This is a genomic window from Exiguobacterium sp. s80 (assembly GCF_018618725.1).
GTDB classification, from domain to species: domain Bacteria; phylum Bacillota; class Bacilli; order Exiguobacteriales; family Exiguobacteriaceae; genus Exiguobacterium_A; species Exiguobacterium_A oxidotolerans.
Genome location: NZ_JACSMP010000001.1, coordinates 24996 through 40236 on the forward strand (window position 1 = coordinate 24996; position 15241 = coordinate 40236).

Sequence of the window (15241 nt, forward strand, 5' to 3'; positions counted from 1 at the left end):
AAATATTAAAGATACGATTAACTTCTAAAATAAAGGACGTGTTGTGAAATGAAAGGTATTGGACAACTGGCAGTTGGAGAAATGCTTGATCAACGTGTGATGATTAAGCAGTCGATGAAAGGCATCGCGGCGAACGGAAAACCATATCTCACATTGATTTTAGCAGATAAGACAGGTGAAATTGAGACGAAGATGTGGGATACAAGTGATGTCGAAAAGTATGCACCTAAGTTCATCGTCCATGCGGCAGGTGAAGTGATGGATTATCGCGGCCGGACACAGTTGAAACTAAAACAAATTACGGTACTCGATGAGACCAATGTTGAAGAGTACATTCAGGCAGCACCGCTCCCGCGGGAACAAATCGAAACAGAAGTACTCCAGTACATCGAGTCGATTCAACAAGCGGATATGAAAAAAATCGTCAAACACCTTGTCACTAAAAACTTTAATGCCTACTTTACGCATCCGGCGGCTGTTAAGAACCACCATGCGTTCTATTCAGGGTTATCGTACCACGTACTGTCGATGCTGAAGCTTGCCGATCAAATCGCGAAGCTCTATCCGACATTGAATCGCGATCTACTCGTAGCAGGTGTCGTGTTACATGATTATGCAAAAATAAAAGAGTTATCAGATCCTGTCACGCCAGAGTATACGCTTCCTGGAAAACTTGTCGGTCATATTTCATTAATGGTCGCAGAACTTGAAAAAGTCGGAGCAGAACTCGAGATTGATGCTGAAGTGTTGACGGTCTTACAACATCTAGTGCTCAGTCATCACGGTCGTCCTGAGTGGGGATCGGCAGTAGCACCTCAAATGCGCGAAGCAGAAGTGTTATTTTTAATTGATAATTTGGATGCACGAATGACGATGATGGATCGTCTTCTTGAATACGTGGAACCAGGACAATTCTCTGAACGTTCGTTTGCACTCGACAACCGTTCGTTTTATCGACCAAAATTATAATCAGCGGTAGGGGGAGAATAAAATGAAGGCAAAGTTATTCGAAGCAATCGAAATTGGGAATGTGACGTTTCGTAATCGTGTCATCATGGCACCGATGTGTATGTATAGCGCGAAAGAAGACGGTAAGCTGACGGATTGGCACGTGACACATTACGCGTCCCGCGCAGTAGGGGGTGTAGGAGGTGTCATGTTAGAAGCGACAGCTGTGACACCTGACGGACGGATTTCAGCAGGCGATTTAGGAATTTGGTCAGATTCGCAAATTGAAGGCTTACGACGGATTGCGGAGCAAGTACAAGCAGCAGGGGCGAAAGCTGGCGTACAACTAGCACATGCGGGACGGAAAAGCACGACAGCACGTCCGCCTGTCGCACCGAGTCCGATTGCCTTTGATGATTCATATGGAAGTCCAGCCGAGTTATCTATAGAAGACATAAAAAAAATTCAGCAACAATTTATCGATGCAGCATTACGCGTTGAACAAGCAGGGTACGATTTCATTGAATTACATGGGGCACATGGCTATCTAATCAATACATTTTTATCACCGTTATCAAATGAGCGAAACGATCAGTATGGCGGATCGCTTGAAAACCGGATGCGTTTCTTACTTGAAATCACCGAAGGTATTCAAGCAAAATCGGATATCTCACTCTGGGTCCGGATTTCAGCAGCTGATCACGCACCGGGTGGAATGACAGCGACGGACTATATTCCACTCGCGCAAGCATTAGTAGAACGAGGTATCGATTTACTCGATTGTAGCTCCGGTGCCGTCGTCGCTAATGCAGTTCCAGACGTATACCCTGGTTATCAAGTTCCCTATGCTGCAGAGCTCAAGCAAGCGACAGGAATCAAGACAGGGGCAGTTGGATTAATTACGACAGCAACGATGGCAGAAGAGATCTTACGGAGTCAACGTGCTGATGTCGTATTACTCGCACGTGAACTCTTACGGCAACCGTACTGGGTTCATCATGCAGCGGCAGAACTCCATGATGAGGTCATCCTTCCGAAGCAATACGAACGTGCGCCCATTCGTTGATCAAAAAAGAGCGGACTTAAAAAGGAATCACGCTTTCGCACATGTGCTTTCTTCAGGCGGGGGAGTTGCTTCATCTACGCACTTGGTCGCCATGTTCAGAAAATATGTATAGAAAACGCCGATGACTCCGTATAGAAAACGGAATCATCGGCGTTTTTTGATTACTGCTGTTGTTGCATCATTTGTTGCTGCATTTGTTCTTGTTCTTGTTTATCGAGATCAAATGCGTCTTTAAAGTCTTTATTTTCGATTTTGACATCGTATTCTTTCATCAATGCACGGTAGATATCGTTCGGATTGACTTGAGCTGCTTTTTCTTCAGCAAGTTCTTTTTTGATCCGGTCTTTTTCTTTTTCAAGTGTGAAATCTTTTTTCTCTTTACGATCCGTTACCTTGATGATGTGGTAACCGAATTGTGTTTTGATTGGATCAGAGATTTTACCTTCAACGCCATCTTTGAAGGCATACGTTTCGAATTCCTCGACCATTTTACCTTTTGTGAAGTAACCGAGGTCTCCACCTTTCGTAGCGCTACCTGTATCTGTCGATTTCTCCTTAGCGATTTTTGCGAAGTCTCCACCGTCATCTAACTCTTTTTTGATTGCTTTTGCTTCTGATTCTTTTTCGACAAGAATATGGCTTGCTTTTACTTCAACTTTTTCTTGATTGAAACGTTCTTCAATTTCTTTATCTGTTACTTTAGATTTTGCAGATTTTGCTTCTGTTAAGAGCATTTGTGTGCGAAGAACTTTTTCGAATTCTTTTTCACTTTTAATACCGGCTGTTTCCAATGTAGAGTTGAATTGCTCTTCATCCGGGAATTGGTCTTTTGTTTTTTTGACTTCTGCCTCTACTTCTTTATCCGTTACTTTCTTGCCATATTCTTTTTCAAGAAGCTCGTTCATTGTTTGTTGGAAAGCGATTTGCGCACCCGCTTTTTCATAGGCCTCTTCCTGGACATCAGCCTTGTTCACTTCGCCACCTTTATAGTTGATGACGGCTTCATCATTTGACCCACACGCTGCTAGTGTGAAAACACTTGCGACTGCTGCTGCACTTAAAAATTTCTTCTTCATACATACACCCCTAATTTACCATTTATTTCAACCGTTCTATCATATCATATCCTGGCTAGGTTGACAGCTGCACACCTTTTCAAAAGATGTTTGCTCTTTTCTATGCTATCACATTCATCATCAACAGCGTTGACTATCTTTATGGGAAATTGTGATGGGAATTCTGTCTTTGACACAGACTAGTAATGTGACCGTCACTCCACAAAACAGACGAAAAGCGTTCTAGGCAGAGGCTAGAACGCCTGATTTTTAAAAGCATCGAGTTATGCCTTTTTGATTGAATCGATGACAGGGTCTTGCGGGCGACGATCAGCTTCTTCTGTAATCATTTTCGACGTTTCAGCGAAGATATCCATGAAGCTGTCTCCGTATAGACGACGAACGATCGCAGAGATGTCCGTCAGCTCAGGAAACTTCCCGTATAATTCTTGAAGCGGGAGTGAGGCACGGAAGACACCATTCTCTTCCGGGCGGAACGCTTGAATGGTTTCAAGTAATAACGTTTCGCCGGCTGGTGTAAGCTGGACGTACGTATTTCGTTTATCCGTCTCTTTCTTCGAGAATGTCAACAGACCACGGTCTTCTAATTTTTTAGAGAAGTTAAACGCCGTTGAAACGTGCATGACACCGTACTTCGCGATCTCAGAAATCGAAGCACCACCTAAAGCATGTGAAATCCAGAGGATATGATGCTCATTGATGTTTAAATCAAAGGGCTTAATCCAATTTTGCCAATCTTTTTCTACCGTTTTCCATAGTGCTTTGCTCAGCTGGACAATTTTATGACTGTATAACAGTGCTTCTTGTCCAGGATATAATTTTTCATGTTCCATATCTGACTCATCCTTTCGAAAGGTGACGATGGCTAAAAAACGCAAAATGCAAACTATACAAAAAACAAATCGAAGCAATGGACCTTACTTTTGAGGAGAGAGGTGATCCGCATCTTGTTTCGCCTCATCAGCTAATTCTTGGATACGCGAAATGGATTCTTGAATCTCGGCTTGATACACAGAGACATCTTTCGTAACTTCATCTTTGAAGGTTGTACCGGAAATTTTAGCTGTCTCTATTAAGTTCTTGCCCTCCTGTGTTAAATCCTGCACGTTCGTTACGATTGTAGAATAAGAATTTCGACGTTGTTTACCATTCGAAGAGTCACTTTTAGTACCTTGGCGAAGCGCCTTCAAACCGTAAAAAGTCACAAGCGACAGCGTAGCACCAAAAGCGACCCAGTTACGTTGGGGACGCTTCGACATAGTTTACCTCCTTCTTTAATATTAAAATATTTGTTTCATATTATTTTACCGAAAATCCGATATTGGAAACCTATTTTGACAATATTTCTAAAAAAGGGTGTATGGAATAATGCATTCGAAGGTCTTTTTACAGGTGAGTCGAGATTGAATTTGCTAAAATGGCAAGCTCTTCAGCCGTGTAGTCTTCATTATGAACTTCCCATTTTGCGCCAAAACCATCATGTTTATCATGCCGTGGGATTAAATGAATATGAAAGTGTGATACGGACTGTCCAGCGACCTTGCCCGTGTTCGATAGAATGTTGATGCCAGCAGCTTGTGTTTCCTTTTGTAAGGCACGACTAATTTCCGGAACTACGGCAAAGACTGATTGAGCATCTTCGACCGATAAATCGTATACGTGATCTGCATGTTGTTTTGGAATGATTAATGTATGACCTTTTGTAACTTGAGAAAGATCGAGGAATGCAAGAACCTCATCATTTTCAAACACTTTATGGCTAGGTACTTCGTGCTTAGCAATTTTGCAGAAAATACAGTTATCTTTTTGCATAGGGATTACTCCTTTTTTAAAAATAGAATTATCTCCATCTTAAGTGTGATTGACAACGTAATCAAACGTTTTTACACTTAGATACACAAGATTAAAGAAAGTAGGGAACTCACGATGCCGTCTCGTATGACGTTACATGAACGAAGGAAAAAACGAAATCAGCGTTTGCTCATCATCGGAATCGTTCTCCTCTTAGTTGCAGGGGGAGTCTGGGGGTACGTAAGCCAAATCAAGCCGGCTGCTGAGCGAGAGCGTACAGAAGCTGTTTTTGTGAAAGCCGTGAACGATCAGGACCGGGCTGCGTTCCAAAAATTCGTCTATGAAGATGATCAAGTCGTATCGATTGCGGAAGCAACTCGTTTGATGAAATGGTTTCAGGCAGAGGATGGACGTCTCAGCCGAGCAGCGGCGGAGATTAAAGCCGATCAGCAAAACTACCCTGAACCTACAGCAGAGAAAAATGAACAGGATTTATTCGAGCTAAAAAAAACAGCAGGGCGCTTTTGGTATGACGAATATGTGCTTCATCTAAATAAACAGCTACTTCAAGTAACGAGTGATGTACCAGAGACGACTGTCTTCATAGATGATGAAGAAGTAGGCGTCCAGGAGGATGAGCCGTTGAAAATCAAACGTTTTCCGGGTGAGTACGATGTACTTGCAAGTGTCGAAGCCAATGGTAAGACAGGACGAGACCGTCAAACCGTTCAACTGGGAGACGAAAAAACAACGGAAGTAACGTTTAAGTTAGCGAAGCAAATCAAACCAGACGTCACGGAGCAGTATGGATTAGACATCGAAAAATTGTTAGAAACTGAAGTCGAGGCACGAACAGGCAAGTCGATCGATACGATGACGACTTATCTAGGAGGCGACCGTACGTCGTTCGAAAAAGAATTTGGTCCTCCAGTATCGCCTCCAGCATCAAATGTAGCAAATCGTGCAGTGTACGACGGTTTTGAAGTGACGTATGCAAACAATGATGTAAAAAGCATCATGATTGATTTAAATAAGACGCCGTCTGAGCTTGAAGCAGTCGCCGGTAAACCGGAATCGAAAAGTAATGAATCGATCGGGACCGTCTGGGAGTACCCGACGAGCTTCTTTGAAGATATACTAGGTTGGCTTAACTTGCGCTCAGAAAAAAGAGTGATCGAGCGTTCGGATAAAATGTGGTTAGAATTGCGCTGATGGTACAAAAAAAGCACTGGTAACGACTTTGAGAACTTCGAGTCTGTTACCGGTGCTTTCATTTATTATTTTTTGTTCACTGCACGAAGAATGAACGAAACGATTAGAATCAAGATGATTGCTCCGAGTAATGCTGGAATGACGGCGAATCCTCCAAGATCAGGTCCCCAACTACCGAAGAGAGCTTGACCGATCATGGCCCCGACGAAACCTGCGATGATGTTACCGATGATACCACCGGGAACGTCTTTACCAAGAATAAGACTTGCCAACCAACCAATGATACCACCGACGATTAAAGCCCATAAGAATCCCATTTAAAACACTCCTTTTTTAGTTTGAATAAGGTCTCAAGTAATTAGTTTTTATTACCGTTTACGAACTGAACGAAGAACGAGTGATACGATGAAGATTAAGATGATTGCACCGATGATTGCAGGAATGACTGCGAAACCGCCGATAGAAGGTCCCATGTCTCCGAAGATGGCTTGTCCGATCATTGAACCGATGAAACCAGCGACGATGTTACCGATGATGCCGCCAGGAACGTCTTTCCCGATGATTAAGCTCGCTACCCAACCAATCAAACCGCCGACGATTAAAGCCCATAAAAATCCCATTAAAAAACACTCCTTTGAATTACTAGTTTTAGTGGTTACTGCTACTTACTTTTTATTTACTGAACGAAGAACGAGTGACACGATGAAGATTAAGATGATTGCACCGATGATTGCAGGAATAACTGCGAATCCGCCGATGTCAGGTCCCATGTCCCCGAAGATGGCTTGTCCGATCATTGAACCGATGAAACCTGCGACGATGTTACCGATGATGCCACCAGGAACGTCTTTCCCGATGATCAAGCTCGCTACCCAACCAATCAAACCGCCAACGATTAAAGCCCATAAAAATCCCATTAAAAAACACTCCTTTGAATTACTAGTTTTAGTGGTTACTGCTACTTACTTTTTATTTACTGAACGAAGAACGAGTGACACGATGAAGATTAAGATAATTGCACCAATGATTGCAGGAATTACCGCGAAACCGCCGATAGAAGGTCCCATGTCACCGAAGATAGCTTGTCCGATCATTGAACCGATGAAACCTGCGATGATGTTACCGATGATGCCGCCCGGTACGTCTTTCCCGATAATCAAGCTCGCTACCCAACCAATTAAACCGCCGACGATTAAAGCCCATAAAAATCCCATTTAAAAACACTCCTCTAATTTAAATTGTTATTCGATGATAATGATTACTTGCGAATGGCACGAAGAATCAATGACACGATGAAGATTAAGATGATTGCACCTAAGATTGCAGGAATGATTGCGAACCCGGCAAGATCAGGTCCCATTGAACCGAAGATTGACTGTCCGATGATTGCGCCGATGAAACCAGCAATGATGTTACCGATGATGCCACCAGGAACGTCTTTCCCGATGATTAAACTTGCTACCCAACCGATTAGTCCACCAACGATTAAAGCCCATAAGAATCCCATTTGAAACACTCCTTTTCATACTTAGATTTACCTGTTTTCAGGTTGTTATAAACACTTTGAAAATGAATGACTCATAAACGTAATTTTTGATGAGAAGTAAAATAATACAAGTAGATAAGATAGCTAGACGATTAGACCAGTTACTTCTCTATAAAACGTTTGATGTGACATACACTTTCAATTTTTGTAAATCGTTTTTCATATATTGATGTAACGATTACACTTAGAGTAATTGCCGTAATAAGATGTATTGAAACCTTTTCTTTTAAAAAAAATCATCAATAGTAGAAAAACAAGGATGAATTGTCTAGGATAGTTAATGAGAGGAGTGGCTAGATTTGTTATTAGAAATTAAAGATCTTTCAGGTGGATATGGATCGAAAACAGTGTTGCATCATATTGATATAGCAGTAAAGCAAGGGGAGTTAGTTGGACTGATTGGATTGAATGGTGCCGGGAAATCGACGACGATTAAGCACATATTAGGATTGTTACCTATTAAGTCAGGTGAAATCTTGATTAACGGTGTCAGTCTGTCAACTGATGAACAAACGTACCGGAAACAAGTGGCATACATCCCGGAACAGCCGATGTTATACGAACAGTTGACTCTTCGAGAGCACCTTCGCTTAATGGCGCAAGGGTATGATGTCGATGAGAAAACAGCACAAGAACGAATCGAACATTACACAGAGCGATTGCGGATGACGAAACAGCTGGAATGGTTTCCAAGTGTATTTTCTAAAGGAATGAAACAAAAGGCGATGATTCTCTGTGCTTTAATCACAGGCAGTGAGTTATTGATTGTCGACGAACCGTTTGTTGGTCTCGATCCACTAGCGATCCGGGAATTGTTGAATATTTTTAGTGAATTAAAAACCGATGGAAAAGGTATTTTAATGTCCACACATATTTTAGAGACTGCGGAGCGGCATTGTAATCGATTTATTCTCCTTCACGATGGACATATCGCAGCAGAGGGGACGACCGAGGAATTGCGGAAACGTTTTGATTTAACGGATAGTTCGCTTGATGACATTTATGTAGCTGCCATCGAGGAGGCAGAAGGATGACGAGTGCTACCTTATGGCGAGAACGCTATCAAGCTGCGATGTCGGAAATGACCAAGTACATGAAGTACATGGCGAACGGTGGATTGTTATTTACGGTCTACTTCGTCATCTTGTATGCTCTCGTCGTCTATGGGCGGTTTCTGAATCAAATCAATGGCGACTTTCCTGGAAATCTGCTGATGGGCGGTTTATTCATTATCATCGCCTTTTATCGGACGGCACGAACGTTCTTAGTCGAGGCTGACCAAGTATTTTTATTGCCGAACTTGCCGCAACTTCGTTCTTATATGAAGCGGGTCCGACTGTACAATGCTTTTTTAGGGATGGTTCGAGTTGTCATTCCGTTTTTAGCAATCGCTGTCCTTTATGTAAGAACGGAATCAACGAGTCCGCTTGAGATGATCGTATTATTTTTCGCTCTCGCGATGATTGGTGCGAGCGCGAACCTATCGAAACTAGAAGCGATTCCGCACCGGCTTGTCGTTCTGTATGCAGTGGGCGCAGGGATTTTAGTGATGATTGATATGCCGCTTTTCAGTATAGTGATTACGAGCTTACTGCTCGTCACGCTGCACTTAAAAAAATATCAGAAGTTACCGCTGATGGAATGGATTGCAATCGAGCAGGAGTCGCGTGATCGTTTCTACCGGATTGCGAACTGGTTCGTTGATGTTCCACGCTTATCGAAGACGTATAAACAACGCCGTATCTTAAGCCAACTCGTCGAAAAAATTCAATTTGATAAAAAACAAACGTTCGACTACCTTTACATGAAGCAACTCATTCGTAGCACAGACGGAATTGGATTGATTGTTCGGCTCACATTGATTGGTGCAGTCTTCATCTGGCTCGGAAAAGATAATCCGTGGCTTGTCACGTTTGCAATTCCTGCCTTCAGTGGTTTGACGAGTTTTCAATTGGCGCCATTTACACGTGCAATCGATTCGCATTTGTTAACGCGCTTGTTGCCTTTTGGAGATGCGAATAGATCTCGTAAAAAAGTCATCCGGGTCGCGTCAATCCTTCAGATTATCGCATTAGCATTAATCGCTATATTAATGAACGGGCAACCTATCGTCTTGGTTGGGGCAATCATCGCCATTGCCGTTAGTGAAATGTATCTCAGAAAATGAAATGTAATGTAATGTATGACAGACTAACCCCCGATTTCTCGTTCCTAAGTAGGTACGAGAAATCGGGGGTTAGTTTCTTGTTTAAGAAAACGAGATGTTAATTCACTTTTTCAGAAGTTTCAGCATCATACGTTGCTTTTAGTTCTTTACTGATTGGAGCGGGGAGGTCATATGAAGCTTGTCCGTGTTCAGCGACATCAAGTCCGCGGAGTTCATCTTCTCGCGTGATCCGAAGGCCGATCGTTACATCGAGGAGTTTGAGGAAAGCATAACTTAAGACACTGACGACGACGACGGCGAAGACAACACCGAGTGCTTGGACACCGAGTTGACTAAAGCCACCCCCGTAGAATAAACCAGCTTGTCCAATCCCTGTGATTTCAACGAGGCGTGGTGAGGCGAAGAACCCGGTAGCAAGTGTTCCCCAAATCCCGGCGACACCGTGAACAGAGAAGGCACATAATGGATCATCGACACGGCGCGCGAGTAAAATGCTTGTTCCGTACGTGATGATACCTGCGAGGAAACCAATTACAACTGCACCCCACGGTTCAACGAATGCACAGGCTGCAGTAATCGCGACGAGTGCTGCAAGTACGCCGTTGATAATCGAAGGAATGTCTGCCACACGACGATGCCAGAAAGAAATAGCGAGTGCGCCGAGTGCGCCGGCAGCTGTCGCAAGTAACGTCGTCAAGGCGACATAACTGAAGAACCCGTCGGCAATCGTCAATGTCGATCCAGCGTTGAAGCCGAACCAGCATAACCAAAGAATGAAGGCGCCGACGACAGAATAGATGACGTTGTGACCAAGGAGCGGCGTTTTTTCAGCGCCAATCCGCTTTTTCAAAATTAACGCGGCGACGAGAGCGGCGATTCCACCTTGTAAGTGGACGACGGTCGAACCGGCGAAGTCTTGCATACCGAGTGAACCGAGGAAACCACCTGCCCAAACGGAGCGAGCGATGATTGGATAAATGATGGCGACAAAGAATGTTCCGAACAGCAGATAAACAGATAGTTTAGCTCGTTCAGCAAACCCGCCCCAGGCAATCGCTAAGGAAACAGCGACGAATGAGAGTTGGAAGAGGAACTTAACATCGATTGTAACATTTGACCAGTCGAGACTTGAGAACCCTCCTTGTAAGAAGAATCCTTCCGTTCCGATTAGACCAGGTCCGTCTCCGAACGTCAGTCCAAACCCAATCGCCCAAAAAGCTAACGCGGCGACGGAAAAACTAATGAGCTGTTTGACGGCGACGTGCCCTGCATTTTTGGCGCGTAACATTCCCGTTTCAAGTAATAGGAAACCGATTTGCATCGTAAAGACGAGTAGCGTAGCGAATAAGACATAAAACGTATCAACTGAAATGATCATTTCTTCAAGATTCATCGTCGTTCCTCCTTTATCAATTTAAAGTATGTGTTTACTTTAAACGGAAATTGTTTTTAAGGAACGACTTGTGTCAGAAAATCTGACATGGTATTTTTATCAAAAGGAGTGACGAAGATGAGTTACCGTGAAAAGAAAGTGATGTCGATCGGGATTGTCTGTGAATTGACAGGGTTATCGGAACGTCAGATTCGTTACTATGAGGAGCGGAAACTTATTTTCCCGGAGCGTACGAACGGGAAAACACGAAAATATTCATTTACAGATATTGAACGACTAGTTGAAGTTGCAGAAAAAATCGAAGATGGTTGGCGGACGCATGAAATCCGTGAAAAAGAGCGGAAAGTAACGGAGCAGCAACGAACTGATTTAATTCGGGGACAATTGAATGCTGCGTTTGGTCTTTACAAGAAACGGTGAACATTTAATGAACTGGATAAGGAACTGTAATTTTGTAACCGATTTATTGGCACAGACTTCTTCATTTCAGATATAATGTTTCTGTGTTCACAAACTTATCGTACGTTATTTTGGGGCGTTAGTAAGAGTATAAAGGGGTAGTTATGATGAAAAACTTCAATGATACGTTTTTACGGGCGGTCCGTGGCGAACAAGTGGGCCACGTACCTGTCTGGTACATGCGACAAGCAGGTCGTTATCAAGCGGAATATCGTGAAATTAAAAAGACGCGTACGCTGTTCGAGATCACACATGATCCAGAACTATGTGCATACGTCACTGAATTGCCGGTTAAACAACTTGGTGTTGACGCAGCGATTCTGTACAAAGACATCATGACGCCATTACCATCTATGGGTGTTGATGTTGAAATTAAAAGTGGCATCGGTCCGGTCATCGCGAATCCGATTCAAACGATGGAAGATGTACAGGCGCTACAACCGTTTAAAAAAGAAGATATTCCATATATCTTCGAGACCATCAAGTTATTACGGGAACGATTAGAAGTACCATTGATTGGGTTTTCAGGCGCACCGTTTACACTTGCGAGCTATATGATTGAAGGTGGACCTTCAAAAGGCTACCATAAAACGAAAGCATTGATGTATGGACATCCGGATGTATGGCATGCATTAATGGAGAAACTCGGAGACATGGTGATTGACTACATTAAAGCTCAAGTTGATGCTGGGATTCAAGCGTTTCAGATTTTTGATTCATGGGTCGGAACGACAAGTCAGAAAGATTATGTTCTCTACATCAAACCGACAATGGAGCGGATTTTCACGGAATTAAAAGAAACGGGCGTTCCGATGATTATGTTTGGTGTCGGTGCAAGTCACTTAGCAGAAGAGTGGCATGATTTACCGCTCGACGTCGTTGGACTTGATTGGCGTCTGTCGATCGACGAAGCACGCGAACGCGGGTTGACAAAAACGTTGCAAGGAAACCTTGATCCCTCTTATTTACTTGCACCATGGGAAATCTTAGAAGCGAAAGCAACAGAGATTCTTGACATGGGAATGAAACGTCCTGGATTCATCTTTAATTTAGGACATGGAATCTTCCCGGAAGTCGACCCAGAAGTCTTAAAACGCTTGACTGCATTTATCCATGATTATTCGAAAGAAAAAATGGAGGTAGCAAAATGAAAACACTTGGATTACTCGTAATGGCATACGGAACACCGTATAAACCGGAAGATATCGAACGATATTACACGCACATCCGTCGTGGGCGTAAACCGTCACCTGAAGCACTCGCTGAACTGACGGAGCGTTATGAAGCAATCGGCGGTGTCTCGCCACTTGCACAAGTCACGATTGACCAGGCGGAAGAATTACATCGTCAGTTGTCTGCAAAATATGCGGGCGAAATTGAGTTCAAACTCTATCTAGGTCTCAAGCACATCGAACCGTTCGTCGAAGATGCGGTCGAGCAAATGGCAAAAGACGGCATCACGGAAGCAGTGACGGTTGTTTTAGCACCACACTATTCGACATTCAGCATTCGTTCATACAATGGACGAGCAAAAGAAGTCGCGGACAAACACGGAATTCAGCTTGCTTCTGTCGAATCATGGTACCAAGAAGAAGCATTCATCAACTGGTGGGGACAAGCGATTCGTCAAACATTCGATGCACTGCCTGTAACAGAAGAAAAAGCGGTCCTCGTCGTGTCAGCGCATAGTCTTCCTGAGAAAATCATTGCAAACGGTGACCCGTATCCGGATCAATTGAAAGAAACGGCAGAGTTGATTGCAAAACGTGCTGGTGTCAAACATATGATTACAGGATGGCAATCGGCAGGACAAACACCTGAACCTTGGCTCGGGCCAGACGTTCAAGATTTAACGCGTGATGTTTATGAAGCAGAAGGGTATGAAGCATTCGTATACGTACCAGTCGGATTCGTCGCTGACCATTTAGAAGTTTTGTTTGATAATGATTACGAGTGTAAAGTCGTATGTGACGAACTCGGTATCCACTATGCTCGACCAGGTATGCCAAACGCGGAGCCGGCTTTCATGGAGGCAGTCATGGAAGCCGTCGCAAAACAAGTTGGTAGCTATGTCAAGTAAACGTCTCGTTATCGTCGGCGGGGGTATTACTGGTCTTGCCGCTGCCTATTTCGCAGAACGTTTATTTCCTGATTTAAATATCACCGTCCTAGAAGCAGGTGAGCGACTTGGTGGTAAAGTCGCGACCTATCGAGAAGACGGCTTCATGATTGAGCGTGGTCCGGATTCTTACGTCGCACGAAAACACATCTTGACCGATTTAATTGAAGCGGTTGGATTAGGCGATAAGTTGGTTCGAAACAACACGTCGCAAGCATTCATTTTAGATCCAGGTGGTCTCCATCCGATTCCGAAAGGGTCTGTGATGGGGATCCCGACCGATTTAAACTTATTTTCAGAGACGACGTTGCTGACAGATTCGGAAAAAGCGGAGGTTGCACGATTGTTGCTTCATCCTTCTGATCAATTGACGATTCCTGAAGAAGATATTCCGCTCGGTAGTTACTTGCGTCCTCGCCTCGGGGATGCGCTGGTCGAGAAGTTGATCGAACCGTTATTGTCGGGAATTTATGCCGGGAACATTGATCAAATGAGTACGTTCGCGACATATCCGCAGTTCGTTGCGAATGAACAAAAAGCGGGATCGTTATTCGAAGGGATGCGTTTGATGCGTCCGACTGCTCAAGTTCAAGGACAAACGAAACCAGCGACAGGACAGTTCCTGTCACTTTCAACGGGACTTGAATCGCTAGTCGAACGTTTAGAAGAAGTGCTTGAACGGACTGAAATTCGTCTAGAAACGCCTTTACTCGAAGTTGCGCGTGAAAATGAACGGTATCGCTTAAAAACAGATCATGGTCCTGAGTATGCCGATTATGTACTCTTGACGATTCCTCATCCTCAAGTCGTCAGTTTACTTCCGGATGCCGATTTACGGGAACTTGAGCAGTTGAAGACCCATTCAACGGCGACGGTTACGCTGATTTTCGATGAGCAAGCGACATTACCCATTGAAGGTACAGGTTTTGTCGTCAATCGACGTGCCCCGTATTCGATTACGGCATGTACGGCGATCGATCAAAAGTGGAGTCATTCTGCACCGAATCATACGGTTTTACGCGCTTTTGTCGGTCGGCCAGGTAATGATGCGCTCGTTCACGAGACGGATGATGTCATCAAGGAAACAGTATTAAAAGATTTGGAACAAATTTGTGGTCAAACGCTTGCACCGAGACAAGTCATCATCAGCCGGTTAGTTGATGGTTTACCAGCTTATACGGTTGGTCATGCAGGACGGATTCAAATTGTCCGTGACGAAGTCATGAGTAAGTATCCTGGTGTGTATTTAGCGGGATTGGCTTATGATGGCGTCGGTTTACCGGATTGTGTTGCCAGTGCGAAAACGATGGTTGAAGAAATCGCTATACAGCACGGACACGAACAGTCGAACGCTTAAACTAACATGCCTGAAATTCAGTTACTACTGAATTTCAGGCATGTTTTTTAATGAACGGCAAAGGGACTAAAGAATGGATGCTGGGGAATAGAAGGGAGAGGAGGGAT

General features: G+C 43.8%; 19 protein-coding genes. 9 read left to right on the forward strand and 10 right to left on the reverse strand.

Annotated features, from left to right (window positions below; all coding sequences use genetic code 11):
• The first annotated feature begins 48 nt into the window (after window positions 1-48).
• Window positions 49-969, forward strand: a complete 921-nt coding sequence (locus KNP94_RS00195) for an HD domain-containing protein (protein WP_029332810.1) — start codon at window positions 49-51, stop codon at window positions 967-969.
• 22 nt (window positions 970-991) lie between these two features.
• Entirely contained in the window at window positions 992-2014 is a 1023-nt protein-coding gene (gene namA / locus KNP94_RS00200) for an NADPH dehydrogenase NamA (protein ID WP_215115070.1), read from the forward strand.
• Window positions 2015-2175: 161 nt separating this feature from the next.
• Here the strand turns inward: namA and KNP94_RS00205 are convergent, their stop codons facing one another.
• The 4 genes from KNP94_RS00205 to KNP94_RS00220 all read right to left on the reverse strand — a co-directional run bounded on the left by KNP94_RS00205 (window position 2176) and on the right by KNP94_RS00220 (window position 4902).
• The gene (locus tag KNP94_RS00205; RefSeq protein WP_215115071.1) at window positions 2176-3090 is read right to left on the reverse strand and encodes a peptidylprolyl isomerase; all 915 of its coding nucleotides are present in this window, start codon (window positions 3088-3090) and stop codon (window positions 2176-2178) included.
• Between the two features lie 263 nt (window positions 3091-3353).
• A complete protein-coding gene (locus KNP94_RS00210) occupies window positions 3354-3923 on the reverse strand; it encodes an HTH-type transcriptional regulator Hpr (protein WP_029332813.1) in 570 nt (189 codons plus the stop codon).
• Window positions 3924-4007: 84 nt separating this feature from the next.
• Entirely contained in the window at window positions 4008-4349 is a 342-nt protein-coding gene (locus tag KNP94_RS00215) for a hypothetical protein (RefSeq protein WP_029332814.1), read from the reverse strand.
• 127 nt (window positions 4350-4476) lie between these two features.
• Window positions 4477-4902, reverse strand: a complete 426-nt coding sequence (locus tag KNP94_RS00220; RefSeq protein WP_214765547.1) for an HIT family protein — start codon at window positions 4900-4902, stop codon at window positions 4477-4479.
• Between the two features lie 114 nt (window positions 4903-5016).
• Here KNP94_RS00220 and KNP94_RS00225 point away from each other — a divergent pair, with 114 nt between their 5' ends.
• Window positions 5017-6093 carry a TcaA second domain-containing protein gene (locus tag KNP94_RS00225; RefSeq protein WP_215115072.1) on the forward strand — a complete coding sequence of 359 codons (1077 nt, stop codon included), beginning with the start codon at window positions 5017-5019 and terminating at the stop codon, window positions 6091-6093.
• Window positions 6094-6158: 65 nt separating this feature from the next.
• Here KNP94_RS00225 and KNP94_RS00230 read toward each other — a convergent pair whose 3' ends face one another.
• The 5 genes from KNP94_RS00230 to KNP94_RS00250 are packed head-to-tail and all read right to left on the reverse strand — an operon-like array spanning window position 6159 to window position 7600.
• Entirely contained in the window at window positions 6159-6410 is a 252-nt protein-coding gene (locus KNP94_RS00230; protein ID WP_088836456.1) for a GlsB/YeaQ/YmgE family stress response membrane protein, read from the reverse strand.
• A gap of 51 nt (window positions 6411-6461) precedes the next feature.
• A complete protein-coding gene (locus tag KNP94_RS00235) occupies window positions 6462-6713 on the reverse strand; it encodes a GlsB/YeaQ/YmgE family stress response membrane protein (RefSeq protein ID WP_088836457.1) in 252 nt (83 codons plus the stop codon).
• A gap of 45 nt (window positions 6714-6758) precedes the next feature.
• Window positions 6759-7010: a GlsB/YeaQ/YmgE family stress response membrane protein gene (locus KNP94_RS00240; RefSeq protein WP_215115073.1), complete on the reverse strand. Its 252-nt coding sequence runs from the start codon at window positions 7008-7010 to the stop codon at window positions 6759-6761.
• A gap of 45 nt (window positions 7011-7055) precedes the next feature.
• The gene (locus KNP94_RS00245; RefSeq protein WP_088836459.1) at window positions 7056-7307 is read right to left on the reverse strand and encodes a GlsB/YeaQ/YmgE family stress response membrane protein; all 252 of its coding nucleotides are present in this window, start codon (window positions 7305-7307) and stop codon (window positions 7056-7058) included.
• Window positions 7308-7351: 44 nt separating this feature from the next.
• Window positions 7352-7600, reverse strand: a complete 249-nt coding sequence (locus KNP94_RS00250; protein WP_088836460.1) for a GlsB/YeaQ/YmgE family stress response membrane protein — start codon at window positions 7598-7600, stop codon at window positions 7352-7354.
• Between the two features lie 338 nt (window positions 7601-7938).
• On the opposite strand from KNP94_RS00250, the gene KNP94_RS00255 reads away from it, so the two are divergent.
• Both KNP94_RS00255 and KNP94_RS00260 read left to right on the forward strand, forming a co-directional pair.
• Window positions 7939-8673 carry an ABC transporter ATP-binding protein gene (locus KNP94_RS00255; RefSeq protein WP_214802670.1) on the forward strand — a complete coding sequence of 245 codons (735 nt, stop codon included), beginning with the start codon at window positions 7939-7941 and terminating at the stop codon, window positions 8671-8673.
• Window positions 8670-9806: an ABC transporter permease gene (locus KNP94_RS00260; protein ID WP_215115074.1), complete on the forward strand. Its 1137-nt coding sequence runs from the start codon at window positions 8670-8672 to the stop codon at window positions 9804-9806. Before KNP94_RS00255 ends, KNP94_RS00260 begins: the two co-directional genes overlap by 4 nt.
• Before the next feature lie 97 nt (window positions 9807-9903).
• Here KNP94_RS00260 and KNP94_RS00265 read toward each other — a convergent pair whose 3' ends face one another.
• On the reverse strand, window positions 9904-11199 hold the full coding sequence (locus tag KNP94_RS00265; RefSeq protein ID WP_215115075.1) for an ammonium transporter: 1296 nt from the start codon (window positions 11197-11199) through the stop codon (window positions 9904-9906).
• Window positions 11200-11316: 117 nt separating this feature from the next.
• Here KNP94_RS00265 and KNP94_RS00270 point away from each other — a divergent pair, with 117 nt between their 5' ends.
• From KNP94_RS00270 to hemG, 4 genes are all read left to right on the forward strand, one after another.
• Window positions 11317-11619 (forward strand): MerR family transcriptional regulator, encoded by a 303-nt coding sequence (locus tag KNP94_RS00270; protein ID WP_088836463.1) that lies wholly within the window; start codon window positions 11317-11319, stop codon window positions 11617-11619.
• 143 nt (window positions 11620-11762) lie between these two features.
• Window positions 11763-12809, forward strand: a complete 1047-nt coding sequence (hemE, locus tag KNP94_RS00275) for a uroporphyrinogen decarboxylase (RefSeq protein WP_088836464.1) — start codon at window positions 11763-11765, stop codon at window positions 12807-12809.
• A complete protein-coding gene (gene hemH, locus KNP94_RS00280; RefSeq protein ID WP_215115076.1) occupies window positions 12806-13738 on the forward strand; it encodes a ferrochelatase in 933 nt (310 codons plus the stop codon). The genes hemE and hemH overlap by 4 nt, the downstream gene beginning before the upstream one ends.
• The gene (gene hemG / locus KNP94_RS00285) at window positions 13728-15134 is read left to right on the forward strand and encodes a protoporphyrinogen oxidase (protein ID WP_214765529.1); all 1407 of its coding nucleotides are present in this window, start codon (window positions 13728-13730) and stop codon (window positions 15132-15134) included. Before hemH ends, hemG begins: the two co-directional genes overlap by 11 nt.
• Window positions 15135-15241 lie beyond the last annotated feature (107 nt).

Bases quoted from the DNA above. Each gene is read 5' to 3' on its own strand.
- KNP94_RS00250 (WP_088836460.1), bottom strand. From the start codon at position 7,600: ATGGGATTCTTATGGGCTTTAATCGTTGGTGGACTAATCGGTTGGGTA.
- namA (WP_215115070.1), top strand. From the start codon at position 992: ATGAAGGCAAAGTTATTCGAAGCAATCGAAATTGGGAATGTGACGTTT.
- KNP94_RS00265 (WP_215115075.1), bottom strand. From the start codon at position 11,199: ATGAATCTTGAAGAAATGATCATTTCAGTTGATACGTTTTATGTCTTA.
- KNP94_RS00240 (WP_215115073.1), bottom strand. From the start codon at position 7,010: ATGGGATTTTTATGGGCTTTAATCGTTGGCGGTTTGATTGGTTGGGTA.
- hemG (WP_214765529.1), top strand. From the start codon at position 13,728: ATGTCAAGTAAACGTCTCGTTATCGTCGGCGGGGGTATTACTGGTCTT.
- hemH (WP_215115076.1), top strand. From the start codon at position 12,806: ATGAAAACACTTGGATTACTCGTAATGGCATACGGAACACCGTATAAA.
- hemE (WP_088836464.1), top strand. From the start codon at position 11,763: ATGATGAAAAACTTCAATGATACGTTTTTACGGGCGGTCCGTGGCGAA.
- KNP94_RS00270 (WP_088836463.1), top strand. From the start codon at position 11,317: ATGAGTTACCGTGAAAAGAAAGTGATGTCGATCGGGATTGTCTGTGAA.
- KNP94_RS00215 (WP_029332814.1), bottom strand. From the start codon at position 4,349: ATGTCGAAGCGTCCCCAACGTAACTGGGTCGCTTTTGGTGCTACGCTG.
- KNP94_RS00235 (WP_088836457.1), bottom strand. From the start codon at position 6,713: ATGGGATTTTTATGGGCTTTAATCGTCGGCGGTTTGATTGGTTGGGTA.
- KNP94_RS00195 (WP_029332810.1), top strand. From the start codon at position 49: ATGAAAGGTATTGGACAACTGGCAGTTGGAGAAATGCTTGATCAACGT.
- KNP94_RS00210 (WP_029332813.1), bottom strand. From the start codon at position 3,923: ATGGAACATGAAAAATTATATCCTGGACAAGAAGCACTGTTATACAGT.
- KNP94_RS00220 (WP_214765547.1), bottom strand. From the start codon at position 4,902: ATGCAAAAAGATAACTGTATTTTCTGCAAAATTGCTAAGCACGAAGTA.
- KNP94_RS00260 (WP_215115074.1), top strand. From the start codon at position 8,670: ATGACGAGTGCTACCTTATGGCGAGAACGCTATCAAGCTGCGATGTCG.
- KNP94_RS00230 (WP_088836456.1), bottom strand. From the start codon at position 6,410: ATGGGATTCTTATGGGCTTTAATCGTCGGTGGTATCATTGGTTGGTTG.
- KNP94_RS00225 (WP_215115072.1), top strand. From the start codon at position 5,017: ATGCCGTCTCGTATGACGTTACATGAACGAAGGAAAAAACGAAATCAG.
- KNP94_RS00205 (WP_215115071.1), bottom strand. From the start codon at position 3,090: ATGAAGAAGAAATTTTTAAGTGCAGCAGCAGTCGCAAGTGTTTTCACA.
- KNP94_RS00245 (WP_088836459.1), bottom strand. From the start codon at position 7,307: ATGGGATTTTTATGGGCTTTAATCGTCGGCGGTTTAATTGGTTGGGTA.